Annotated in this window: 23 protein-coding genes; 16 read left to right on the top strand and 7 right to left on the bottom strand. The window is 63.6% G+C overall.

The annotated features are described in order from the left end of the window. Nucleotides 1–68 precede the first annotated feature (68 nt). From P3C50_RS09860 to P3C50_RS09885, 6 genes are all read left to right on the top strand, one after another. Entirely contained in the window at nucleotides 69–791 is a 723-nt protein-coding gene (locus P3C50_RS09860) for a response regulator (protein ID WP_197856219.1), read from the top strand. Then, nucleotides 788–2,167, top strand: a complete 1,380-nt coding sequence (locus P3C50_RS09865) for an ATP-binding protein (RefSeq protein WP_275545872.1) — start codon at nucleotides 788–790, stop codon at nucleotides 2,165–2,167. The genes P3C50_RS09860 and P3C50_RS09865 overlap by 4 nt, the downstream gene beginning before the upstream one ends. A gap of 73 nt (nucleotides 2,168–2,240) precedes the next feature. Further along, complete coding sequence (locus P3C50_RS09870) at nucleotides 2,241–2,717, top strand: hypothetical protein (protein WP_197856221.1); 477 nt, start codon at nucleotides 2,241–2,243, stop codon at nucleotides 2,715–2,717. A gap of 68 nt (nucleotides 2,718–2,785) precedes the next feature. Continuing rightward, on the top strand, nucleotides 2,786–4,198 hold the full coding sequence (locus P3C50_RS09875) for a di-heme oxidoredictase family protein (RefSeq protein WP_197856222.1): 1,413 nt from the start codon (nucleotides 2,786–2,788) through the stop codon (nucleotides 4,196–4,198). Between the two features lie 10 nt (nucleotides 4,199–4,208). Continuing rightward, entirely contained in the window at nucleotides 4,209–5,273 is a 1,065-nt protein-coding gene (locus P3C50_RS09880; protein ID WP_197856223.1) for an imelysin family protein, read from the top strand. A 3-nt stretch (nucleotides 5,274–5,276) separates the two neighbouring features. After that, a complete protein-coding gene (locus tag P3C50_RS09885; protein ID WP_197856224.1) occupies nucleotides 5,277–6,380 on the top strand; it encodes a DUF1513 domain-containing protein in 1,104 nt (367 codons plus the stop codon). Nucleotides 6,381–6,418: 38 nt separating this feature from the next. Here the strand turns inward: P3C50_RS09885 and P3C50_RS09890 are convergent, their stop codons facing one another. Beyond that, nucleotides 6,419–7,444, bottom strand: a complete 1,026-nt coding sequence (locus P3C50_RS09890) for a LacI family DNA-binding transcriptional regulator (protein ID WP_275545873.1) — start codon at nucleotides 7,442–7,444, stop codon at nucleotides 6,419–6,421. A gap of 375 nt (nucleotides 7,445–7,819) precedes the next feature. On the opposite strand from P3C50_RS09890, the gene P3C50_RS09895 reads away from it, so the two are divergent. The 6 genes from P3C50_RS09895 (at nucleotide 7,820) to P3C50_RS09920 (ending at nucleotide 13,520) form a co-directional block, all read left to right on the top strand. Next, nucleotides 7,820–8,647, top strand: coding sequence for an NAD-dependent epimerase/dehydratase family protein (locus P3C50_RS09895; protein WP_275545874.1), 828 nt, complete (start codon nucleotides 7,820–7,822; stop codon nucleotides 8,645–8,647). Nucleotides 8,648–8,700: 53 nt separating this feature from the next. Continuing rightward, nucleotides 8,701–9,576, top strand: a complete 876-nt coding sequence (locus tag P3C50_RS09900; RefSeq protein WP_275545875.1) for an SMP-30/gluconolactonase/LRE family protein — start codon at nucleotides 8,701–8,703, stop codon at nucleotides 9,574–9,576. 76 nt (nucleotides 9,577–9,652) lie between these two features. Further along, nucleotides 9,653–10,627 (top strand): TRAP transporter substrate-binding protein, encoded by a 975-nt coding sequence (locus P3C50_RS09905; protein WP_197856228.1) that lies wholly within the window; start codon nucleotides 9,653–9,655, stop codon nucleotides 10,625–10,627. A gap of 60 nt (nucleotides 10,628–10,687) precedes the next feature. Further along, nucleotides 10,688–11,215 (top strand): TRAP transporter small permease, encoded by a 528-nt coding sequence (locus tag P3C50_RS09910; protein ID WP_197856229.1) that lies wholly within the window; start codon nucleotides 10,688–10,690, stop codon nucleotides 11,213–11,215. After that, nucleotides 11,215–12,495: a TRAP transporter large permease gene (locus P3C50_RS09915; protein WP_197856230.1), complete on the top strand. Its 1,281-nt coding sequence runs from the start codon at nucleotides 11,215–11,217 to the stop codon at nucleotides 12,493–12,495. Before P3C50_RS09910 ends, P3C50_RS09915 begins: the two co-directional genes overlap by 1 nt. A 119-nt stretch (nucleotides 12,496–12,614) precedes the next feature. Further along, nucleotides 12,615–13,520, top strand: a complete 906-nt coding sequence (locus P3C50_RS09920; RefSeq protein ID WP_275545876.1) for an EamA family transporter — start codon at nucleotides 12,615–12,617, stop codon at nucleotides 13,518–13,520. Between the two features lie 117 nt (nucleotides 13,521–13,637). Here the strand turns inward: P3C50_RS09920 and P3C50_RS09925 are convergent, their stop codons facing one another. Continuing rightward, on the bottom strand, nucleotides 13,638–14,393 hold the full coding sequence (locus P3C50_RS09925; protein WP_197856232.1) for a FadR/GntR family transcriptional regulator: 756 nt from the start codon (nucleotides 14,391–14,393) through the stop codon (nucleotides 13,638–13,640). A gap of 100 nt (nucleotides 14,394–14,493) precedes the next feature. On the opposite strand from P3C50_RS09925, the gene P3C50_RS09930 reads away from it, so the two are divergent. Together P3C50_RS09930 and P3C50_RS09935 are read left to right on the top strand one after the other, a co-directional pair. Further along, nucleotides 14,494–15,369: an aldose 1-epimerase gene (locus P3C50_RS09930; protein ID WP_275545877.1), complete on the top strand. Its 876-nt coding sequence runs from the start codon at nucleotides 14,494–14,496 to the stop codon at nucleotides 15,367–15,369. Between the two features lie 245 nt (nucleotides 15,370–15,614). After that, the gene (locus tag P3C50_RS09935) at nucleotides 15,615–15,836 is read left to right on the top strand and encodes a hypothetical protein (protein WP_197856234.1); all 222 of its coding nucleotides are present in this window, start codon (nucleotides 15,615–15,617) and stop codon (nucleotides 15,834–15,836) included. Nucleotides 15,837–15,925: 89 nt separating this feature from the next. On the opposite strand, the gene P3C50_RS09940 is transcribed toward P3C50_RS09935, so the two are convergent. The 4 genes from P3C50_RS09940 to purU all read right to left on the bottom strand — a co-directional run bounded on the left by P3C50_RS09940 (nucleotide 15,926) and on the right by purU (nucleotide 19,130). After that, entirely contained in the window at nucleotides 15,926–17,410 is a 1,485-nt protein-coding gene (locus P3C50_RS09940; RefSeq protein WP_275545878.1) for a helicase HerA-like domain-containing protein, read from the bottom strand. 209 nt (nucleotides 17,411–17,619) lie between these two features. Continuing rightward, nucleotides 17,620–17,796, bottom strand: a complete 177-nt coding sequence (locus P3C50_RS09945) for a hypothetical protein (RefSeq protein ID WP_197856236.1) — start codon at nucleotides 17,794–17,796, stop codon at nucleotides 17,620–17,622. 11 nt (nucleotides 17,797–17,807) lie between these two features. After that, nucleotides 17,808–18,233: a CBS domain-containing protein gene (locus tag P3C50_RS09950; protein ID WP_275545879.1), complete on the bottom strand. Its 426-nt coding sequence runs from the start codon at nucleotides 18,231–18,233 to the stop codon at nucleotides 17,808–17,810. Between the two features lie 45 nt (nucleotides 18,234–18,278). Continuing rightward, nucleotides 18,279–19,130 (bottom strand): formyltetrahydrofolate deformylase, encoded by an 852-nt coding sequence (gene purU, locus P3C50_RS09955; protein ID WP_275545880.1) that lies wholly within the window; start codon nucleotides 19,128–19,130, stop codon nucleotides 18,279–18,281. Nucleotides 19,131–19,425: 295 nt separating this feature from the next. On the opposite strand from purU, the gene mvaT reads away from it, so the two are divergent. Further along, the gene (gene mvaT, locus P3C50_RS09960; protein WP_275545881.1) at nucleotides 19,426–19,800 is read left to right on the top strand and encodes a histone-like nucleoid-structuring protein MvaT; all 375 of its coding nucleotides are present in this window, start codon (nucleotides 19,426–19,428) and stop codon (nucleotides 19,798–19,800) included. 255 nt (nucleotides 19,801–20,055) lie between these two features. On the opposite strand, the gene sbcB is transcribed toward mvaT, so the two are convergent. Further along, nucleotides 20,056–21,501, bottom strand: a complete 1,446-nt coding sequence (gene sbcB, locus P3C50_RS09965; RefSeq protein WP_275545882.1) for an exodeoxyribonuclease I — start codon at nucleotides 21,499–21,501, stop codon at nucleotides 20,056–20,058. A 181-nt stretch (nucleotides 21,502–21,682) separates the two neighbouring features. Between sbcB and P3C50_RS09970 the strand changes: the two genes are divergently transcribed. After that, nucleotides 21,683–22,441: a hypothetical protein gene (locus tag P3C50_RS09970; protein ID WP_275545883.1), complete on the top strand. Its 759-nt coding sequence runs from the start codon at nucleotides 21,683–21,685 to the stop codon at nucleotides 22,439–22,441. Nucleotides 22,442–22,446 lie beyond the last annotated feature (5 nt).

Genomic DNA, 22,446 nt, shown 5'->3' on the forward strand with positions numbered 1-22,446 from the left:
ACAACATTCCATTACATTTGCCCGACGGCACCGGTGTAAGGTGCTCGTCCCGCCCACAGGTGATGCCCATGTCCCGACCGGATCACATCCTCATCGTCGACGACGATCCCGAGATTCGTCAGTTGCTTTCCACCTACCTCAGCGATGCCGGTTACCAGACCAGCGTGGCCAGCCACGGTGTGGAGATGCGCAAGCGTCTGGAGGAGCAACTGATCGACCTGGTGGTGCTCGATCTGATGATGCCCGGCGAGGATGGCCTGACCCTGTGCCGCGAGCTGCGCGTGCGCAGCAACATTCCGGTGATCATGCTCACCGCGCGCGGCACCCTGGTCGACCGTATCGTCGGCCTGGAGATGGGCGCCGACGACTACCTGCCCAAGCCGTTCGATCCGCGTGAATTGCTGGCGCGGATCAAGGTGGTGCTGCGCCGCACGCAGAGCTTTCCGGATCGCGCGCGCCTCGATGAGGCCACCACCCTGCGCTTCGCCGGCTGGCGCCTGGACACCGCCACGCGGCAGTTGCGCTCGCCCGCCGGCCTGGTAATCAGCCTCGGCAACTCCGACTACCGCGTGCTGCGCCTGCTGCTGCAACACCCCAATCGCCCGCTGAGCCGCGACTTCCTGCTTGGCCATGCCTTCGACAAGGAACGCGCGCCCTTCGACCGCAGCATCGACGTGTGCATCAGCCGTCTGCGCCAGCATCTGGAAGACGATCCGCGTGCGCCCAGGCTGATCCGCACCGTGCGCAACGAGGGCTATGCCCTGACCGTCGAACAGGTCGAGCAAGGGTGAAGCGCTTCTGGCCCGACTCGCTGTCCGGTCGCCTGGTGCTGATCCTGGTGACCGGCCTGCTCGCCGCGCAGGTGCTGACCAGCAGCATCTGGTACGAAGTGCGCCATGGCCAGGTGCTTGAGATCCCCACGCGCCTGCTGGCGACGCGCCTGGCCGATCTGATCCTGCTCGACCGGCACGATCCGCAGCAGGCCATGGCGCTGATTCGTGCGCTGCAGGCCGATGACTTTCGCCTGCTCGAACGCCCGCCGAGCACGTCGCCACTGGACAAGGCCGACCGCAATCGCGAAACGCTGCTGCGCGAAGTGGTCGAGCAACGCACCGGAGCGGCTCCCCGCTTGCGCCTGCTGAGCCTGGAGGTGCTCGATCAGGACGGCCATCCGGCCAGCCTGCCGGTATTGTTCGGCACGGGCCCGGCCAGTGGTCGCTTTCTGGTGGAGCTGCAGCTGCCCAGTGGCCCGCTGCTCTACCTGCAGGCCACCGAGGAGCAGGGCTGGACGAACACCCCGCCGCTGTCGCTGCTGCTCGACTACCTGACCCGCATCTACCTGCTGCGCATCATCGTGGTGGTGCTGATCGCCCTGCTCGCCGTGCGCCTGGTGCTGCGCCCGCTGCAACGCATGACCGGCGCTGCCGAAGCCCTCGGCCAGGACATCCATCGCCCTGCGTTGCCGGTCGAAGGCCCGCGCGAGGTGCGCCAGGCCGCGCAGGCGTTCAATGCCATGCAGCGCCGCCTGATCGACAGCATCGCCGAGCGCACGCGCTTCTTCGCCGCCGTTTCCCACGATTTGCGCACGCCGATTACCCGCCTGCGTCTGCGCGCCGAGCTGCTCGCCGACGAAGCCACCCGCCAGCGCTTTCGCGACGACCTGCAACGCATGGAGGAAATGGTCTCGGCGAGCCTGGACTTCCTGCGCAGCGGCGAGCTGCAGGACGCCCGTGAACAGGTGGATATCGACGCGCTGCTGCAGGGCCTGCAGGCGGACTTTCATGATCTAGGTGCCGAGGTGGCGATCCAGGGCAGCGCTCGCCCGCTGGTGGCCCACGCCAGCGGCCTGCACCGCTGCCTGCAGAACCTGCTGGAAAATGCCGTGCGGCATGCCGGCGGACTCATCGAAATCCAGCTCGAAGACAGCGCCGAGTACGTACGTATCGGCATCGCCGACCGCGGCCCGGGCATCGACGAGGCGCTGCTGGAGCGCGTCATGGAACCCTTCTACCGCGAGGACGAAGCACGCGGCGAAGGCACCGGGGGCTATGGCCTCGGCCTGAGCATCGCCCGGCAAATCGCCAGCGCCCATGGCGGCAGCCTCACCCTGCAACCCCGCGAAAGCGGCGGGCTGCTGGCGCTCCTCGACCTGCCGCGCCGGAGCTGAGTGCTGGTGCTTCCCATGGTTGGCACAGGCCGGTAGCTTCGACATTCATCCCACCTACAAGGAATAGTGCATCGTGCTACCCGTCATCCAGGAGGAAGTCAGCGGCTGCGGTATCGCCGCGGCCGCCAACATCCTTGGCAAGCGCTACGCCGAGATGAAGGCCATCGCCAACGCCATGGGCATTCATGCCGAAGACCAGTCGCTGTGGTCCGACACCCAGTACGTGCGCCGCCTGCTGGCTAGCGGTGGCGCCAGAGCTGCAGCCGGCGAAACGCCCTTCGTCTCCTGGGAGGCCCTGCCGGACCTGGCGTTGCTGGCCATCAAGCACCACCAGGAAAACGGCCGCAACTTCTGGCACTGGGTGGTGTTCGAACGCTCGCTCGGCCAGATGCGTGTGCTGGATTCGGCCAGCTATCTGCCCACCAACGTGCGCACCGACTTCGCGGCTATGCAGCCGAAGTGGTTTATCGCGGTGGACCGGGCCGGCGCCGCTGAGGCGGACGGCGCAGCAGCCCGCGACCGCTGGCCGCGCCCGGATAACGCTAATTGATCTTATTTAAATTTCGTTAGCCTGATAATCTTGCCGCCCCGTTTCCCTGCCGTCCGGATAGTTCCTCGATGTCGCCGCTCCAGCGCTGCCTGCTGCCAATCCTGGCTCTGACCCTGATCGCCTGCGAGCAGCAACCCGAATTCACGGCGGCAGAACCCGGCGAAGCCCTGTCGGCTGGCGCCGCCACGGTACGCAAGTTCGACCACAACGCCTTCTCTCTGCCCGCGGCCAACCTGGCGCCCAGCCGGCGCCTGGATTTTGCGGTGGGCAACAGCTTCTTCCGCAACCCCTGGGTGCCAGCGCCCGCCTCCACCACCGCGCGCGACGGCCTGGGCCCGCTGTTCAACACCAATGCCTGCCAGAACTGTCACCTCAAGGACGGCCGAGGCCATCCGCCGGAGCCGGGTACTCTCAGCGCAGCCTCCATGCTGGTGCGCCTGTCCATCCCGGCCGCGGCCGAGCATGCCGAGTTGCTGGAGCGCCAGGGCGTGGTCGCCGAGCCCACCTACGGCACCCAGCTGCAAGACATGGCCAACCCCGGCGTCGCCCCCGAAGGCAAGGTGCGGGTGAACTACAGCAGCGTGCCGGTGCATTTTGCCGACGGCACGCGGGTGGAACTGCGCAAACCGCAGCTGGAAATCACCCAGCTCGGTTACGGCGATATGCACCCGGACACTCTGTTCTCCACCCGTATCGCCCCGCCGATGATCGGCCTGGGCCTGCTCGAAGCCATTGCCGAACAAGACATCCTCGCCGCTGCCGACCCGGACGACGCCAATGGCGACGGCATTTCCGGGCGCGCCAACATCGTCTGGGATCGCCAGCAGCAACGCAGCGTACTCGGCCGTTTCGGCTGGAAGGCCGGGCAGCCCAACCTCAACCAGCAGAATGCCGACGCCTTCGCCAATGACATGGGCCTGACCACCAGCTTGATCCCGCACGACAACTGCACCGCTGCGCAGGCCGATTGCCTGGCCGCGCCCCATGGCGGCGAACCGGAGGTCAGCGACAACATCCTCGCCAGCGTGCTGTTCTACAGCCGCAACCTCGGCGTGCCGGCGCGGCGCAACGTCGACGCCCCGGATGTGCTCAAGGGCAAGAGCCTGTTCCACCAGGCCGGCTGCCAGAAGTGCCATACCCCCAGCTTCACCACCTCGGCCGATGCCGCCGAGCCTGAGCTGGCCAATCAGTTGATCCGCCCCTACACCGACCTGCTCCTGCACGACATGGGCGAAGGCCTGGCCGATGGCCGCGAGGAGTTCCTCGCCACGGGCCGCGAATGGCGCACACCGCCACTATGGGGCATTGGCCTGACCCAGGCCGTCAACGGCCACACCCAGTTCCTGCACGACGGTCGCGCCCGCAACCTGCTGGAAGCCATACTCTGGCACGGCGGCGAGGCCGAAGCGGCCAAGCAGCAGGTGCTGAAATTCGATGCCGATGAGCGAGCCGCGCTGCTCGCCTTCCTCAATTCCCTTTAAGGAGCCCGAGATGTTGCATAAAAGCCTGATCGCCTCCCTGCTCGGCCTGGCCCTGGTCGGCTGCGGCCAGCAGGATCAGACCGCCAAGGTCACCGGCGCGCTCACCGACGGCGTGTTGCTGCCGGCCTATACCAGCTGGCAGGAAGCCGATCGCCAACTGGCCGAACGTGCTGCGGCCTTCTGCGCCGGCAGCGCCGACCTGCCCGCCGCGCGCCAGGCCTTTCTCGGCGCCATGAGTGCATGGTCGGCGCTGCAGCCGCTGATGCTCGGCCCGCTGGCCGAGGGCAACCGCGCCTGGCAGGTACAGTTCTGGCCGGACAAGAAGAACCTGGTGCAGCGCCAGGTCGAGGCGCTGCTCAAGAACAAGCCGCAACTGACCCAGGCCGACCTCGCCAGCGCCAGCGTCGTGGTGCAGGGCCTGACCGCCTCCGAATACGTGCTGTTCGACGCCGACATCGATCTGACCCAGGCTGAGCAGAAAGCCCGCTACTGCCCGTTGCTGCAGGCCATCGGTCAACATCAGCAAGCCCTCGCTACCGACATCGTCGCGCAATGGCAGGCCGACGAGAGCGGTATGGCCGCGCAGCTCAAGCAGTTCCCCAACGAGCGCTACGCCGACTCCAAGGAAGCGGTGGCTGAACTGTTGCGCGTTCAGGTCAGCGGCATCGATGGCCTGAAGAAAAAACTCGGCGCGCCGCTCGGCCGCCAGACCAAGGGCATCCCCCAGCCCTACCAGGCCGAATCCTGGCGCAGCGGTGCCAGCCTGGCCAACCTCGGCTCGGCACTGGCCAGCGCCGAACTGCTCTGGCACGGCAACAACAAGGACGGCCTACAAGCGCTGCTGGGCAGCGACCAGGCCGAGCTGGCGCAACGCATCGACGCCGCCTACCTCGACACGCGCCAGCGCCTGGCCGCCTTGGACCTGCCGCTCACCGAACGGTTGGCCAGCGAAGCCGGCCGCACGCAGTTGAACGAGCTGTACGACAGCCTCAACCGCCTGCATCGCCTGCAGGAAAGCGAGCTGGCCAGGGCCCTCGGCGTACAGATCGGCTTCAACGCGCACGACGGGGACTGACGGATGCAACGCAGAACCTTTCTCGGTCTCGGCGCGGCTGCGGCCAGCCTGGCGGCTGCGGGCGCCTTCGGCGGCTGGACGCTGTTCGGCCCCTCGGGGCAACCGCTACTGCTGTCGGCCCGTGACGACGCCGATGGCAAGCACTACGCGGTCGGTTATCGCCTCGACGGTGAACGCGCATTCGCCACCCCGGTAAACGAACGCTGCCACGATGTGGTGCCGCACCCGACCTTGCCGCTGGCATTGTTCGTCGGCCGCCGCCCGAGTACTGAAAGTTACCTGATCGACACCCGCAACGGCCGCCTGCTGCAAACGCTCAGCTCACCAGCCGGGCGCCACTTCAACGGCCACGCGGTGTTCCACAAGGGCGGCGAATGGCTGTACACCACCGAGAACGACACCACCGAACCCGGACGCGGCGTGCTCGGCGTCTATCGCCTGGACGCTGAGCGACTGCAACGCGACGGCGAACACGGCACGCACGGCGTCGGCCCGCACCAGCTGTTGTGGATGCCCGATGGCGAAACCCTGGTGGTGGCCAACGGCGGCATCCGCACCGAAGCGGAAAGCCGCGTCGACATGAACCTCGATGCCATGCAGGCCAGCCTGGTGCTGATCAAGCGCGACGGCAGCCTGGTCAGCCAGGAGTACCTGGCCGATCAACAAAACAGCATCCGCCACCTGGCCGTGGCTCGCGACGGCACCGTGGTCAGCGGCCAGCAGTACATGGGCGACATGCACGATGCCGTACCGCTGCTGGCAATCAAACGACCCGGTAAGCCGTACCAGCCCTTTCCCCTTGGCGAGGCGCAGCGCGCGGCGATGAACCAGTACACCGCCAGCGTGGCCATCCATGACGAGCTGCGCCTGCTGGCGATGACCGCACCGCGCGGCAACCGCTTCTTCATCTGGGATCTGGACAGCGCCGAGGTGCGCCTCGACGTGCCGCTGCCTGACTGCGCAGGTGTCGGCGCGGTGGCCGATGGCTTCGTGGTCACCTCCGGTCAGGGCCGTTGCCGCCTTTACGATTGCCGCGGCGCGCGCATCGTCACCAACGCCCTGCAGCTACCGGCCGGCCTCTGGGACAACCACCTGCGCCTGGCCTGAGCCATGACCTGAGCTGAGCTGAGCTGAGCGTGCCGGGCTCAGGCGCTGCCGCGCTCGATCAGTTCGAAACCCACGTCCAAGCGCAGTGGCTGACGCGCAGCTGCTGGCTCGGCAATACGCTCCAGCAGCGCTTCGGCAATGGCGCAGCCAATACGCGCCCCGTCCACCCGCACGGTGGAGAGCGGCGGATAGGTATGCGCCGCGCTGGAAAGGTCGCCGAAGCCCATCACCGCCAGATCCTCGGGGATACGCAAGCCACGACTCAGCGCCTCGGCCAGCACGCCCTGCGCCACCGTATCGGAACTGCACACCACCACCTCACCGGCAGCGCCCTCCTGCAGCAGGCGCGCCAGGCCTTCACGGCCGACCGCGAGCGTCGCCGGTGCCGGCAGAATCTGCGCCGCCACTGGCGCCGCAACGTGCCCGTGCAGCGCCGCGACCAGACTGCGATAACGGCGCAGGCCCCGCGGATCATCGATACCTACCGCCGACACCCGGCGGTATCCCTTGCCGATCAGGTAGCGCGCCACCGCCTGGCCGACGGCCTCGTGGGAGAAGCCGACCAGCATGTCCACCGGGTGCTCGCACAGATCCCAGGCCTCGACCAGCGGGATGCCGACCCGCGCCAGGCGCTCACGGCTGGCTTGGGAATGCTCGGTTCCGGTCAGCACGATACCGTCCGGGCGCCGCCCCAGCACCGCTTCGAGCAAGGCCTCCTCCTGCTCGGGGCGGTATCCGGTCAGGCCCAGCAGGGTCTGGTAGCCGGCGGCAGCCAGGCGGTCGGTCAGCGCCTGCACGGTGTCGGCGAAGATCGAGTTGGCGATGGTCGGCAGGAAGATCGCCACCAGCCGGCTGCGGCTGGATGCCAACGAGCCGGCGGCCAGATTGGGCACGTAACCGGTCGCGCGCACCGCCTCCAGTACGCGCTTGCGGGTCGCATCGGTGACCACTTCAGGTCGGCCGAGCGCGCGTGATACGGTGATCGGCGACACCCCCGCCACCCTGGCCACGTCGATCAGCGTCGGTGCCGCACTGCTGCGAATACCGGCAGGTTTCCTGCCCATCTCACGCCTCCAAATCAATCAAGCGCCTTGCACAAGCACGCTCCACGTTCGCCGAGATACGTTGTCATACAACTTTAGTCAAATACGCCGAGCCGATCACACTCCAGCGGTTCACCGAAACCACCGCCAGGTTCTCCGAAATACTTCGAGCACATACGAGAAACCGCCGTAATAGAGCGGGCAAATCGAAATTTCCATTGGCCCGACAGCGAGACCGAATCTGTCCAACGAGCCTGGCGACAGGCAGAGCGCCCTTATCAAATTCCCGCCACTGTCACGTTGACATTGACCAGGCTGGTGCTGATAATCGATTCAAGTCATACGACAACGTATGACAAACCAATAACAACAAGCAACAAGAGTCCAGGCCCCGCCATGACCACGATCTCCAGCGAACTGCGCCCCTTCAATCGCCTGCTGCTGACCGGCGCCGCCGGCGGACTCGGCAAGGTACTGCGCGAACGTCTGCGCCCCTACGCCAACATTCTGCGCCTGTCCGACATCGGCGAGATGGCCCCTGCCGCCGGCTCCCATGAAGAAGTGGTGCGCTGCGATCTGGCAGACAAGGCCGCGGTGCATCAACTGGTCGAAGGCGTCGACGCCATCCTGCACTTCGGTGGTGTCTCGGTCGAGCGCCCCTTCGAAGAAATCCTCGGCGCCAATATCAGTGGCGTGTTCCATGTCTACGAAGCCGCGCGCCGCCATGGCGTGAAACGCGTGGTGTTCGCCAGCTCCAACCATGTCATCGGCTTCTACAAGCAGGACGAGCATCTCGACGCCAACTGCCTGCGCCGCCCGGATGGCTATTACGGCCTGTCCAAATCCTACGGCGAGGACATGGCCAGCTTCTATTTCGATCGCTACGGCATCGAGACCGTCAGCATCCGCATCGGCTCTTCCTTCCCCGAGCCAGCCAACCGCCGCATGATGAGCACCTGGCTGAGCTACGACGACCTCACCCACCTGATCGAACGCTGCCTGTACACCGAAAATGTCGGCCACACCGTGGTCTACGGCATGTCGGATAACCGCGACGTGTGGTGGGACAACAGCAAGGCCGCGCACCTGGGCTTCAAGCCCAAGGACAGCTCGGAAGTGTTCCGCGACAAGGTCGAGGCGCAGCCGATGCCGGCCGCGGACGACCCGGCACGCATTTACCAGGGCGGCGCCTTCGTCGCAGCAGGCCCATTCGGCGACGACTGAAACGTCGCCCCACCGCCACCCGATGCCATAACAACAACTAGAGCGCCCCTGCCATGACAGCCGAACTGATTGTCGATGCGCGCAACGCCACGGGTGAAAGCCCGGTCTGGAATACAGCCGAACAGGCCCTGTACTGGGCCGATATCCCCGCCGGACGCCTGTATCGCTGGTCCGCCGCCACTGGCCAGACGCAGAGCTGGCAGGCCGAGGAAATGCTCGCCTGCATCGCCATGCATCCGGCTGGCGGCTGGCTCGCTGGCATGCAGAGCGGCATTTTCCATCTGCGCCCGCAAGACGATGGCAAGGTGCAGGCCGAACGCCTGGCGCAGGTCGAGCACGCCCGCCCGCAAATGCGCTTCAACGATGGCCGCTGCGACCGCCAGGGCCGCTTCTGGGCCGGCACCATGCTGCTGGACATGGCCGCAGGCGCCCGCGTCGGCGCGCTGTATCGTTACGACGGCCAGCTGCAGCAGGTACTCGCCGACTTTATCGTGCCCAACGGCCTGGCCTTCAGCCCAGATGGCCGCACCCTCTACCTCTCCGATTCACACCCGAGCGTACAAAGTGTCTGGGCCTTCGATTACGACACCGACAGCGGCACGCCGCACAGCCGCCGCCTGTTCATCGACATGACGCAGCATCCGGGCCGCCCGGACGGCGCTGCGATGGATGTCGACGGCTGCTACTGGATCTGCGGCAACGACGAGGGCCTGGTGCACCGCTTCACGCCCGATGGCCGCCTCGACCGTTCGCTGGCCGTGCCGGTGAAGAAGCCCGCCATGTGCGCCTTCGGCGGCGCGAATCTGGACACCCTGTTCGTCACCTCGATCCGCCCCGGCGGCGACCTCTCCGACCAGCCGCTGGCCGGCGGCGTATTCGCCCTGCAGGCTGGCGTATGCGGTATCGAGGAGCCTGCCTTCAAACCCTGATCCGATTCACCCCGGGCCGTTCGCGGCACCGGACTGCACTGCTGTTCACCAACAACAACAAGACGGAGTTTTCCGCATGAACCTCAAACGCAAGTTGCTTCTCGCCACACTTCCGCTAGCGCTCGGTCTGTCTTCCTTCGTACAGGCCGAGACGACCCTGAAAATTGCCGAAATCCACCCTGCCGGCTACCCGACCGTAGTCGCCATGGAAAACCTCGGCAAGAAACTGGAAGCCGCCACCAATGGTGAAATCAAGTCCCGCATGTTCGCAGGCGGTGTGCTGGGTTCCGAGAAGGAAGTGATCGAACAGACCCAGATCGGCGCCGTTCAGCTGACCCGCGTCAGCCTCGGCTCGGTCGGCCCGGTGGTTCCGGCTACCAACGTCTTCAACATGCCGTTCGTATTCCGCGACATCGACCACATGCGCAAGGTGGTCGACGGCGAGATCGGTCAGGAAATCCTCGACGCCATCACCAACTCCGACTTCAACATGGTCGGTCTGGCGTGGATGGAAGCCGGCAGCCGCAGCCTCTACACCAAGAAGCCGGTACGCAAGCTGGAAGACCTCAAGGGCATGAAGATCCGCGTGATCGGCAACCCGCTGTTCATCGACACCCTCAACGCCATGGGTGCCAACGGCATCGCCATGGACACCGGTGAAATCTTCAGCGCCCTGCAAAGCGGTGTGATCGACGGCGCCGAGAACAACTCGCCGACCCTACTCGAGCACAACCACTTCCGTGCCGCCAAGTACTACACCCAGACGCATCACCTGATCCTCCCCGAGCCGCTGCTGATGTCTAAGACCACCTGGGAGAAGCTCACCCCCGAGCAGCAGGAGCTGGTCAAGAAGCTGGCCAAAGAGGCCCAGTTGGAAGAGCGCGACCTGTGGGTTGCCAAGGAAAAGGCCAGCGACGAGAAGCTCAAGGCTGAAGGCGTCGAGTTCATCGAAGTCGACACCAAGCCCTTCTACGACGCTACCGCCCCGGTACGTGAGAAGTACGGCGCCCAGTTCGCCGATCTGATCAAGCGCATCGAAGCCGTTCAGTAATCCACGCGCAAGCGCGCGGCGCCGGCTCCCTGCCTGCGCCGCGCTACCGGTGAAAGTCTCATGAAAAACCTGGTTCTGGGCGTCAATGACGTCATCTACCGTGCCTGTATCGCGACCGCCGGCCTGGCGATCGTGGTCATGGCCCTGATCATCCCCTGGGGCGTGTTCAGCCGTTACGCACTCGGTCAGGGCCTGGGCTGGCCCGAACCCATCGCCATCCTGCTGATGGTGCTGTTCACCTTCGTCGGCGCCGCTGCCAGCTACCGCGCCGGTGCGCACATGGCCGTGCAGGTGCTGAGCGACCGCCTGCCCGAAGCGGCGCAACCCTTTCTTACCCTGTTCGTACGCCTGGCCATGGGCGCCATCGCCCTGTTCATGCTGATCTGGGGCTACAAGCTGTGCGTCGCCACCTGGAACCAGTACCTCAGCACGCTGACCTGGATGCGTGTCGGTATCAGCTACGCGCCGATTCCGCTGGGCGGCCTGATCACCCTGCTGTTCGTCATCGAACAACTGCTCTACGGCGACCAGCACAAACGCCGCGTCGTCGATTACGAGAACTGCGAAGATTCCAAGGAGTCCGTGTAATGGATGCCGCCATCCTGCTGGGCAGCTTCATTGTCCTGATTCTGCTGCGCGTCCCGGTCGCCTATGCCCTTGGCCTGGCCACCCTGATCGGCGCCTGGTACATCGACATTCCGCTACACGCGGTGATGATTCAGATCGCCGGCGGCGTGAACAAATTCTCCCTGCTGGCCATTCCGTTCTTCGTCCTGGCCGGCGCGATCATGGCCGAAGGGGGCATGGCTCGGCGCCTGGTGGCCTTCGCCGGGGTCCTGGTGGGCTTCGTCCGCGGAGGCCTGTCGCTGGTCAACATCACCGCCTCGACCTTCTTCGGCGCCATCTCCGGTTCCTCCCTGGCCGATACCGCCTCGGTCGGTTCGGTGCTGATCCCGGAAATGGAAAAGAAAGGCTACCCGCGCGAGTTTTCCACTGCAGTCACCGTCTCCGGCTCGGTACAGGCGCTGCTCACCCCGCCCAGCCACAACTCGGTGATCTACTCGCTGGCCGCTGGCGGTACGGTGTCCATCGCCGCGCTGTTCGTCGCCGGCATCGGCCCGGGCCTGCTGCTGAGCTTCACCATGGCGACGCTGTGCCTGATGTTCGCCAAGAAGCGCAACTACCCCAAGGGTGAAGTGATTCCGCTGCGCCAGGCGCTGAAAATCTGCGTCGAAGCTCTGTGGGGCCTGATGACCATGGTCATCATCCTCGGCGGTATCCTCAGCGGCGTGTTCACCGCCACCGAGTCGGCGGCCGTTGCCGTGGTCTGGGCCTTCTTCGTGACCATGTTCATCTACCGCGACTACAAGTGGAATGAACTGCCGAAGATGCTGCACCGCACCGTGCGCACGCTGTCGATCGTGATGATCCTGATCGCCTTCGCCGCCAGCTTCGGCTACATCATGACCCTGATGCAGATTCCGTCGAAGATCACCACCGCGTTCCTGACCCTGTCGGACAACCGTTACGTGATCCTGATGTGCGTCAACTTCATGCTGCTGGTGCTGGGCACGCTGATGGACATGGCGCCGCTGATCCTGATCCTCACCCCGATCCTGCTGCCGGTGGTGACCTCGTTCGGCGTCGATCCTGTGCATTTCGGCATGATCATGCTGGTCAATCTCGGTATCGGTCTGATCACGCCTCCGGTAGGTGCGGTACTCTTCGTCGGCGCCGCCATCGGCAAGGTCAGCATCGAGAGCACCGTCAAGGCGCTGCTGCCGTTCTACATCGCACTGTTCGCCGTGCTGATGGCCGTTACCTACATCCCCGCCATCTCGCTGTGGCTGCCGAGCGTGGTGCTCTGACCGCCAACCCAGGGCATTGAACGAAACGCCGCCCAACCGGGCGGCGTTTTGCTTTAGGGCCGAGACACCGCAGTCGCCGACAAGCGCTGCACAAGACCATGACCAACAGGATTTACGTCATGCAAGGTTCCACCCCGTTTCCCCGTCACATCGCCGTCCTGATTCTCGCGTCGCTGGCCTGCTCGTTCGCCGGCAACCATATCGCCGCGCGAATCGCCTTCGATCACGACACCGGCCTGCTCCTGGCGATGCTCGCGCGTGCCGGCGTGACCCTGCTGGTGCTGGTGGCGCTGGTGCTGTGGCGACGCGAGTCGTTGAAACTGGGCCGCGCCACCTGGGGCTGGCAGATTCTGCTGGGCCTGCTGATCGCCATCCAGAGCTTCTGCATCTACTCGGCCGTAGCGCGGATTCCAGTGGCGCTGGCATTGCTGGTGGTGAACCTGTCGCCGATTCTCCTGGCTCTGCTCACCTGGGCGCTCGGCGGCCCGGCACCGACGCGCCAGGCGCTGGCGATCATGGGCGTGATCCTGTTCGGCCTGGTGCTGGTGCTCGATGTTCCCGGACGCCTGACTGGCAGTGCCGCGCTGGATGGCGAATGGATCGCGGGAATTCTCTTCAGCCTGACCGCTGCCGGGGTATTCGCCGTCGCCCTGTGGATCACCGAAAACCGCCTTTCCAGCCTGGCCGGCTCGGTACGCAGCATGCTGACTTTGGCCGTGGTGTTCAGTGCCTCTACCTTGCTCGGCGCCAGCGGACTGATCCCGGGCGGCTTGAGCCTGCCCAATGCCAGCGTTGGCTGGATCGCGCTGGGCTGTCTGGTGCTGCTCTATGGCGCCGCCTTCTCCACCCTGTTCATCTGCATGCCGCGCCTGAACATCGCGCGTAACGCACCGGTGATGAACATGGAGCCGGTGGCCGGCATGGTGCTGGGCTGGCTGATCCTGGGTCAGGTATTGGGGATTCTGCAGGTGGTCGGCGGCCTGATCGTGGTCGGCGGTATCGTCGCCCTCGCCTATCGTCGCTAACAGCCCTTGAAACTACCTGCGTCTCAAAAAGGCTGCTGAGAAGCCATGCCCGCCCGCTTTTTCTCACTGCAGAAACGAACTCGGCGGCCTTGGGCCGCCGAGTTCATTCATCCAGTTTCAGCCGTGCAGCGCTTCGGCCTCGGCCGCTTCGTGCGCCTGACGCAGGCGCTCGCGACTGTTGGTCAGGTGCAAGCGCATGGCCGCTCGCGCCGCCTCGGCGTCCTGGCGCGCGATGGCCTCGAAGATCTGCTCGTGCTCGCGCTCCAGGCGCGCCATGTAATGGGTGTGATCGTCACGCGCCAGGCCGGCGGAGTTGACCCGGGTACGCGGGATGATGCTGGTGCCCAGATGACTGAGGATATCGGTGAAATAGCGGTTGCCGGTGGCCTCGGCAATGCGCAGGTGGAAATGAAAGTCCGAGGACACCGCATCACTGGCATGCGCGGCGCCGTCGTTGATCGCGTCCAGTGCCTCGCGAATGGCTTTGAGCTGAACGTCGCTGCGCCGAGCAGCCGCCATGCCGGCCGACTCCACCTCGAGACTGATGCGCAACTCGAGGATGGCCAGCACGTCGCGCAAGGTGACGATGGTCGCCGGGTCGATGCGAAAACCGCTGGCACTGGGTGTATCCAGCACGAAGGTGCCGATGCCGTGACGGGTCTCCACCAGGCCGGCCGCCTGCAAACGCGACAACGCCTCGCGCACCACGGTACGGCTGACGCCCTGCTCTTCCATGATCGCCGACTCCGTCGGCAACTTCTCACCGCGCTTGATATGTCCATCGCGAATGCGTTGCGACAGCTCGGCCACCAACTCCTGGGCCAGGCTGCGGTGCTTGCGACGAGCACGTGGTTGAGCGTTTTGCATTTCCATGGTGGGCGGATACTCGACTTGAGGCTTTGCCGTAATGATAGCCCAGCAGTTGTACGATGACACTATGAATTCCCGACATTTACCGCCATTGGAGCGCCAAATGCCAACTACTCTGCTGACCCTGCGCGATAGCCTGACACAACTGACCATGGCTCCGGACCTGGGCGCAAGTCTGGTCAACTGGGTTCGCCTAAGCGATGGCCGAGCACTGCTTCGGCACAGTGACGAACAGGCGCTAGCCGCCGCCAACCCTAGGCGTCTGGCCTGCTACCCATTGCTTCCCTGGTCCAATCGCATCGGTGGCGGCGGCTTCGATACGCCTGCCGGCTGGCAGGCACTGAGCGCCAATACCGACCATGAGCCGCTGCCGATTCATGGCAGCGCCTGGCAACAGCCCTGGCAAGTAGTCGACGTGACATCCGACAGCGTAGGCCTGCAACTCGACAGCCACTCGCCATTCCCCTACCGCGCCACATTGCATGTTCAATTAATCGACGGCTGCCTGCGCCTGACGTTACAAGCCACTCATCTTGGCGAGCAGCCCACCTGGTATGGCCTCGGCCTACATCCTTATCTGCCACGCAATGAGCACACTCGGATACAGGCCAAAGCTGCAGGCGTCTGGTTATGTGGCGAAAACAAACTTTCCAGTCAGTGGGTCGAGTTGCCCCAGGCCTGGAACTTCGACGAGCCAACACTGCTGCCGCAGCAACTTGTCGATAATGCCTTTACCCAATGGCCCGGCGACGCCCGCATCATCCAGCAGGACGCCGGTTATCAACTCGTCTGCACAGCACAGGGCAGCGATGTATTTCTGTTGTTTTGCCCGCAAGCACAGAACTTCTTCTGTTTCGAGCCCGTCACCCACCCGGTCAATGCGCATCATCTGGCACAGCGTCCAGGCCTGCAGTTACTGGCTCCGGGGCAAAGCTGTCGACTGAGTTTCAGCCTGCATTATCAGGCGCTGTCCGGCTGATTACTGGACATTCATGAGACGTCGGCGATAATACACGCCAGTTGCACTGTGCAACTTTTCTCGCGAAAAACTTACAAATAGATAAGTAACCGCAGAGACGGAGAGCGATGCAAAGCGCGAACTTTGTAAACCCCTCTTCCACGCCCCCAAGGCGTACGACCCTTTAGATCGACTCCCGACCGCAACAGTGAAGCCAGGCGCTTCACGCGTCGTGGGCCGATCATAACTACATACAGGTAAAACCAGTGACGAAAGACGAACTGCGCGCCGAACTCGAGCGCCAGGCGCAGCGTTACAAGGATGTATACGGCGGAGAAGTCATCACCTACGCCGCTCAGCCGGACCCGGATCGCAAACCCTGGCGCAAGAAACCCAGCCTGCTCGATCAGGCCTTCGACAAAGAAATCGAAAAAATCGAGAAAGAACGCCAGGAAAAACGCGACGCCGCCGACGAAGTTGCCAGCTAGGTCCAACTTCGAACCTAAGTAGGGCGTGTGAAACCCGCCAAAACTGCAATCGCCAGTTTCACCCGCCCTACTGTTATTTCAGCGTTTCCCTAGCGCTTCTTGCCGCCCATCAGCGACCCCATCAACCCTCGCACCAGTTGCCGGCCCAGTTGGTTGGCCGCTTGGCGCAAGGCACTTTTCACCGCCCCGCCAATCAACTCTCCCGCCATCTGCCCCAGCCCTTGCTCCTGCGTAGCGGCCTTGGCCTTCGTAGTCGGCTGTGCCGGCGCCTCGGCGGCCGCCTGGGCGGCGCGCGCAGTGAGCAGCTCATAGGCCGATTCCCGGTCGACAGGCTTGTCGTAGCGCCCCGCGAGCGATGACTGGCGTACCAGTGCCGCACGCTCCGAATCGCTCAGCGGGCCGATACGCGACTGCGGTGGGGCGATGGCCACGCGCTGGACCATCGCCGGTGTGCCCTTCTCCTCCAGGGTTCCGACCAAGGCCTCACCTATACCCAGCTCCGTCAACACGCTAAGCGTGTTGAACGCCGGATTCGGACGAAAGCCGTCGGCCACGGCGCGCAAGGCCTTCTGCTCCTTGGCGGTGAAGGCGCGCAGGCCGTGCTGGATGCGCAGGCCGAGCTGGGCCAGCACATCATCCGGCAGGTCTCCCGGCGACTGGGTGACGAAATACACCCCGACGCCCTTTGAGCGAATCAACCGCACCACTTGCTCCAGGCGCTCCTGCAGGGCCTTTGGCGTGCCCTGAAAAAGCAGGTGCGCCTCATCGAAGAACAGCGCCAGTACCGGTTTGTCGGCATCGCCACGCTCCGGCAACTGCTCGAACAGTTCGGCCAGCAGCCACAGCAGAAAGGTCGCATACACCTTGGGCGCTTCGTGGACCAGGCGCGTGGCATCGAGCAGGTGCACGCGGCCACGGCCATCGCGGTCCGGGTGCAATAGATCCTCGAGCTGTAACGCCGGCTCGCCGAACAGCGCCTCTGCGCCCTGCTGTTCCAGGCCTGCCAGACGCCGCAGCAACGCCTGCGCGGAGGTGCTGGTGAACAGCGCCGCGTCTTCCCCGAGCACCTGCGGATTGTCCTTGAGGTAGCCGAGCAGCGCCTTCAGGTCCTTCAGATCGAGCAGCAGCAGACCTTCGCGATCAGCCACCTTGAATGCCGCGTAGAGCGCGGCCTGCTGGCTATCGGTCAGCTCCAGCAGTGCGCCAAGCAACAATGGCCCCATCTCGCTGAGCGTGGTGCGCAAAGGGTGACCGCTCTGCCCATGCACGTCCCACAGGGTCACCGGGTAGGCCTGAGGCTGATGATCGAGCCAGGGCATGCTGGCAATGCGTTCGGCGATCTTGCCCTGAGGCGCACCGGCAGCACCGAGGCCACACAAATCGCCTTTGACATCGGCGGCGAATACCGCCACCCCGGCATCGCTGAAAGTCTCGATCAAGCGTTGCAGGGTTACCGTCTTGCCGGTACCTGTGGCGCCGGCGATCAGGCCGTGACGATTGCCCAGTCGCAGCGGCTGCCCCACCGCCTGGCCATCACTGCCTGCACCCAATACGAACTGCGAATTCAAAGGCATCTTGCCATCCCCTGGAAGCCGTGAGCGGCCGCGAAAGCACTTTCAAGCGCAGCCGTGGTACACAAGACTGGTTGCAGAGCGATGCGCACGCAAGATCACATGAGCAAAAACCTGCAATCTCGATGATCACGGCAGGCCGAGTGCTTCATGTATCGATCAGTAATACCTGCTGGACATGACGAAGGGCGCCACAGCGCCCTTTTCGCTCGTCACTCCTGCTCGGTCTTAGGCCCCTGTCGCTCCTGCAACTGTCGCCACAGCTCGGCGGCTTCGGCGAACTCGGTGCCATCTTCTTCGCTGAGTGCATCGGGGTCGTAACGCCGCACGCAGCCCTCGCCCAATGTCGGCGGCGCCTTGGAGGTCGCCTTGTCTAGTGGATCGCTCATCACCCCTGCCCTCAACCGATGCTCAGCTCGCCCTGCTCGTGCTGGGCGAACTCCTTGACCGCCCGAAGCACGTCATGGCGACTGATCTGTCCGACCAGACGGCCATTCTCGATCACCGGCATGCGCCGGCGCCGGCCACGCAGGAAACGCTCCGACAGTTCGATGATGTCCGCCTCCGGGCTGACCGTCTCCACCGCAGTGGTCATATAGGTGCTGACAGTGCCGCCGATAGCTTCGTAGTAGGCACCGGAGAGAATGCCACGCAAGCAGTCCCCTTCCGACAGCAGGCCAATCAGATGACCTTGGGAGTCGACCACCGGCGCTCCGGAAATCCGGTGCTCCAGCAGTCGATTGATGGCAGTGAACAGATCCGTATCCGATCGGAACGTCACCAGATGGCGAGTCATGTAATCGCGCACCTTGATGGACTTGAGCATGGGCTTTCTCCTCTGACGTACGCCGGGCCGGCCCACGCAGCAAGATCAGTCGAACACCACCGTCTTGTTGTCGTGTACCAGCACTCGGTCTTCCAAGTGATAGCGTAGCCCACGTGCCAGAACCATCTTCTCCACGTCCTTGCCCAGGCGCACCATTTCCTCGATATCGTCGCGATGCGTCACGCGGACTACATCCTGTTCGATGATCGGACCAGCATCCAGTTCTTCGGTAACGTAATGAGATGTTGCACCGATCAGCTTCACGCCACGCAGAGAGGCCTGGTGGTAAGGCTTGGCACCGACGAAGGACGGCAGGAAGCTGTGATGGATATTGATCACGCGCTGGGCGAATTCGGCGCACAGCGCTGGCGGCAGAATCTGCATGTAGCGCGCCAGAACGATGACATCGGCCCCATGCTCCTTGACCAGACGCTCCACCTCGGCGAAGGCCGGTGCCTTGTCCGCAGGATCGACCGGTACATGGAAATAGGGAATGCCATGCCATTCGACCATGCTGCGCAGGTCGTCATGGTTGGCGATCACGCAGGGGATCTCACAATCAAGTTCATTGCTGTGCCAACGGTGCAGCAAGTCGGCCAGGCAGTGCGATTCGCGACTGGCCATCAGCACCACGCGCTTCTTCTGCGCCGAGTCGGTGACGCGCCACTCCATGGAGAACTCGCGAGCGATGGGCGAGAACGCCTGCTTGAAACCCTCCAGATCGAATGGCAGCGAGTCGGCACGAATTTCGTGACGCATGAAGAACCAGCCACTCTGCGTGTCGGAGTGGTGACTGGCTTCGGTGATCCAGCCGTTATAGGTGGCGAGAAAATTACTGACTTTGGCAACGATGCCGACGCGGTCGGGGCAGGAAATCACCAATCTGAACGTGCGCATAACTAAGATCCCAATGGCGGCGCATAAAGCCGGCCATTCTAACGATAAGCCGGCAAAACTGCAGTAGGGCGACGACGGGCGCTCGGCTTAGGACGCCCGGCTAACCCATTAGCGTGGAGCCTGGAAAACTTCCCAGCGCTATTTGTAATAGTCGATTTAATTTAGGCCTAGTCGACACAAAGGGTTGCATTGCACTGCAGCAATTTTATGTGCCGCTGTTTACTTGTTATTAGTGCCTGACTATTATTAGGCCACTGTTGACTACCACAGACTTATTCACGCCAAGGTAACGCCCATGTCGCTGATCAATGAATACCGCGCTACAGAAGAAGCCATCAAAGAACTGCAAGAACGCCTGAAGAACCTGTCGCAAGACGACAAGCTAAAGAAAGAGCTGGAATTCGAAGGCAAGCTGCGCACCCTGATGGGCGAATATCAGAAGTCGCTGCGCGACATCATTGCTCTGCTCGATCCTGAAGCCAAAAGCGGCAAAGGCGTCCGTTCCGCCAAGCCTGCTGCCACCAAGCGCGCGCGCAAGGTCAAGCAATACAAGAACCCGCACAGTGGTGAAGTGATCGAAACCAAAGGCGGCAACCACAAGACGCTGAAAGAGTGGAAGGCCAAGTGGGGCGCCGACGCCGTCGAGGGCTGGGCCACGCTGCTGGGCTAACGCCAGGGCAACACCGCTAAACGCCAGCCATGCTGGCGTTTTTTATTGCCGGTATTTTTTTCATGCGTCAGAAAAGCAGTTTTAGGCAATGTTTTTGAGTAGCGAGTTGGCACGCTCAATTAGCAGTAGTTTTACTGTGCCGTCAGCAGGCGTGATCCTGCACCCGCGAAAGTTCCCAACGCCTAGACTTTTTCTTGGAAACAGCTGACGAGCGCGAGCGTTTTCATCCCGTTGGCATAGCAGTCCTGGACGAAATCAGACCACGATCCCATCCACAGCAAAACGCGCCTGCAGTTCTTCTGCATAGGCCTGCCACTGTTGCAGAAGTTGCAGTTGCCGGGGGCTGCAGCCAAGCCGCGATTGCTCCAGCGCTGCGCGAAATTGCCCCAGAGTATTGGGAGCGCCGAACTGTGGATCGCTCAATCGCTGCCGGCAAAAATCCACCCAGCGCTGACCTTCGTCGGGCGACAAGCTGTCGGGAAAGTTGCGCGCGCGATAACGAAACAACAACTCCGGCAGTCGCGCATCATCGAATGGCCATTTGTCGTCGGCCAACGACTGAGGCTGAGCACTACGCACCTGTTCGCACAGGCGACGATCACGGTCGCCGATAAAACCATCGTAGAGCTGCTGCTCAGGATCGCTGCTGCCGGTGAAGGGCTCCTCGCGGTAGATGGCGGCCAGTTTGTCCTGCCACAGCGACTGCGCGTTCTTCAGGGCCTCGACGTTGCGCTCGCAGAGCGACCAGTCCAGCTGCAGCCGCTGACGATCCGTCTCACGCAGCACGGCCAAGGGCGCCACCACCGGACAGCGGTTGATATGCAGCAACTTCAAAGGTACCGGCGCTTCGCCCTCGGCCAGGTCTTCGCGGCGCGTGTAGAGGCGACTGCGCAGGACTTCGGCATCCAGGTCCAGCAAGGGCGATGGATCGGCCTGCAGGTCGCAGACGATCAGCGCGTTACGATTGCGCGGATGCCATGCCAACGGCAGCACCGGCGCCAGATAGTGACGCGCCGCAGAGAAACGTCCGGAAATATGCAGCACCGGCTGCAGCAGGCGAATCTGATCCATGACCCGCTGCTTGCTGCGCAGCTGATAGAGGAAGTCGTAGAGCCGAGGCTGCCGCTCACGCAGCAGGCGCGCCAGGCCGATGGTCGCACGCACGTCGGACAGCGCATCGTGCGCCTGGCCGTGATCGATGCCGTTGGCCTGGGTCAGCCGCTCCAGCTTGAGCGATACACGCCCGTCTTCCTCGGGCCACTCGATGCCCTCAGGGCGCAGCGCGTAGGCGGTACGGACCAGATCGATCAGGTCCCAACGGCTGTTGCCGCCCTGCCATTCGCGGGCGTACGGGTCGAAGAAATTGCGGTAGAGACTGTAGCGCGTCACCTCGTCATCGAAGCGCAAGCTGTTGTAGCCGGCGCCGCAGGTGCCCGGCGCCGACAGCGCGGCATGCACCCGGGTGATGAACTCACCCTCGTCCAGGCCCAGCTGCAGCAGGCGCTGCGGCTCGATACCGGTCACCAGGCAGGCAGCCGGGTGCGGCAGGATATCGTCGCTGGGCCGGCAATAGATGTTCAGCGGCTCGCCGATCTCGTTCAGCGCCTCGTCGGTACGGATGCCCGCCACCTGCAACGGACGATCACAACGCGGGTTGATCCCGGTGGTCTCGTAGTCGTACCAGAAAATGCTGGAAGTCATTGGCGGCTCCGTACCCAAGGCAAAATTGCCGCCAGTCTATCATTCACCTCCGGCCTCGCCGCCGCCGGCAAAAGCATGAACCAGCGCACAGGTGCCGCATGAACGGACGCACTGCACTTGAGAAAAATGCTGTAACCATTAGCATTGGCGCTCCTCTTCCACTCTGTACAAGGACGCAGCCATGAGTGACGCGATCACCCCCAATCCCTACGCAGCCCCCACCAGCGACCTGCAACAGTCGTCTCTGGGCCATGCGCCGAGCATCGAAGAGGCCCTGGCACGCGGTTATGACTTCAGCATCGGCGAACTGCTGAGTGAGTCCTGGAGCAAGGTCAAAGGCACCAAAGGCATCATCATCGGTGGCTTCCTGGTGTTCTACGTGGTGCTTCTGGCAGCCACTTTCATCCTCGGCGGCGTAGTGGGCATCTTCGGCGCGCTGAGCGAGAACCTGTTTCTGGTATTCGTCGGCGAGATCCTGATTTCGCTGCTGGCCTCGGCACTGGCCTACCCCTTCATGGCCGGCATCAACATGGTCGGCATTCGCCGTGCGGCCGACCAACCGCTGAGCTTCAACGAGATCTTCAGCCACTTTGGCCGCACCGTACCGCTGATCATCACCGCCGTGGTGATGATGCTGCTGATCTACCTCGGCATGATCCTGCTGCTGATCCCCGGCATCTACCTGGGCGTTGCCTATCTGCTGGCCATCCCGCTGGTGGTCGAGCGCGGCCTGTCGCCCTGGCAGGCGCTGGAAGCCTCGCGCAAAGCCATCACCCAGCACTGGTTCAAGGTCTTCGGTCTGTTCATCGTGCTCGGTCTGATCGTCATGGTCAGCGCCATTCCGCTGGGCATCGGTCTGGTGTGGAGCATTCCGCTGATGGTCGTGGCCATGGGCGTGCTGTATCGCACCATTTTCGGCGTGCTGCCGGCCGCCCAGTAAGCCGA

This window comes from Pseudomonas sp. Marseille-Q0931 (assembly GCF_940789645.1).
Classification (GTDB): domain Bacteria; phylum Pseudomonadota; class Gammaproteobacteria; order Pseudomonadales; family Pseudomonadaceae; genus Aquipseudomonas.

Excerpts from the sequence above, each read along its gene's own strand:
- P3C50_RS09940 (WP_275545878.1), bottom strand. The coding sequence starts at position 17,410 with ATGCCTTTGAATTCGCAGTTCGTATTGGGTGCAGGCAGTGATGGCCAG.
- P3C50_RS09905 (WP_197856228.1), top strand. The coding sequence starts at position 9,653 with ATGAACCTCAAACGCAAGTTGCTTCTCGCCACACTTCCGCTAGCGCTC.
- P3C50_RS09915 (WP_197856230.1), top strand. The coding sequence starts at position 11,215 with ATGGATGCCGCCATCCTGCTGGGCAGCTTCATTGTCCTGATTCTGCTG.
- P3C50_RS09920 (WP_275545876.1), top strand. The coding sequence starts at position 12,615 with ATGCAAGGTTCCACCCCGTTTCCCCGTCACATCGCCGTCCTGATTCTC.
- P3C50_RS09970 (WP_275545883.1), top strand. The coding sequence starts at position 21,683 with ATGAGTGACGCGATCACCCCCAATCCCTACGCAGCCCCCACCAGCGAC.
- P3C50_RS09930 (WP_275545877.1), top strand. The coding sequence starts at position 14,494 with ATGCCAACTACTCTGCTGACCCTGCGCGATAGCCTGACACAACTGACC.
- mvaT (WP_275545881.1), top strand. The coding sequence starts at position 19,426 with ATGTCGCTGATCAATGAATACCGCGCTACAGAAGAAGCCATCAAAGAA.
- P3C50_RS09860 (WP_197856219.1), top strand. The coding sequence starts at position 69 with ATGTCCCGACCGGATCACATCCTCATCGTCGACGACGATCCCGAGATT.
- P3C50_RS09910 (WP_197856229.1), top strand. The coding sequence starts at position 10,688 with ATGAAAAACCTGGTTCTGGGCGTCAATGACGTCATCTACCGTGCCTGT.
- purU (WP_275545880.1), bottom strand. The coding sequence starts at position 19,130 with ATGCGCACGTTCAGATTGGTGATTTCCTGCCCCGACCGCGTCGGCATC.
- P3C50_RS09885 (WP_197856224.1), top strand. The coding sequence starts at position 5,277 with ATGCAACGCAGAACCTTTCTCGGTCTCGGCGCGGCTGCGGCCAGCCTG.
- P3C50_RS09875 (WP_197856222.1), top strand. The coding sequence starts at position 2,786 with ATGTCGCCGCTCCAGCGCTGCCTGCTGCCAATCCTGGCTCTGACCCTG.
- P3C50_RS09880 (WP_197856223.1), top strand. The coding sequence starts at position 4,209 with ATGTTGCATAAAAGCCTGATCGCCTCCCTGCTCGGCCTGGCCCTGGTC.
- sbcB (WP_275545882.1), bottom strand. The coding sequence starts at position 21,501 with ATGACTTCCAGCATTTTCTGGTACGACTACGAGACCACCGGGATCAAC.
- P3C50_RS09900 (WP_275545875.1), top strand. The coding sequence starts at position 8,701 with ATGACAGCCGAACTGATTGTCGATGCGCGCAACGCCACGGGTGAAAGC.
- P3C50_RS09895 (WP_275545874.1), top strand. The coding sequence starts at position 7,820 with ATGACCACGATCTCCAGCGAACTGCGCCCCTTCAATCGCCTGCTGCTG.
- P3C50_RS09950 (WP_275545879.1), bottom strand. The coding sequence starts at position 18,233 with ATGCTCAAGTCCATCAAGGTGCGCGATTACATGACTCGCCATCTGGTG.
- P3C50_RS09890 (WP_275545873.1), bottom strand. The coding sequence starts at position 7,444 with ATGGGCAGGAAACCTGCCGGTATTCGCAGCAGTGCGGCACCGACGCTG.
- P3C50_RS09925 (WP_197856232.1), bottom strand. The coding sequence starts at position 14,393 with ATGGAAATGCAAAACGCTCAACCACGTGCTCGTCGCAAGCACCGCAGC.
- P3C50_RS09945 (WP_197856236.1), bottom strand. The coding sequence starts at position 17,796 with ATGAGCGATCCACTAGACAAGGCGACCTCCAAGGCGCCGCCGACATTG.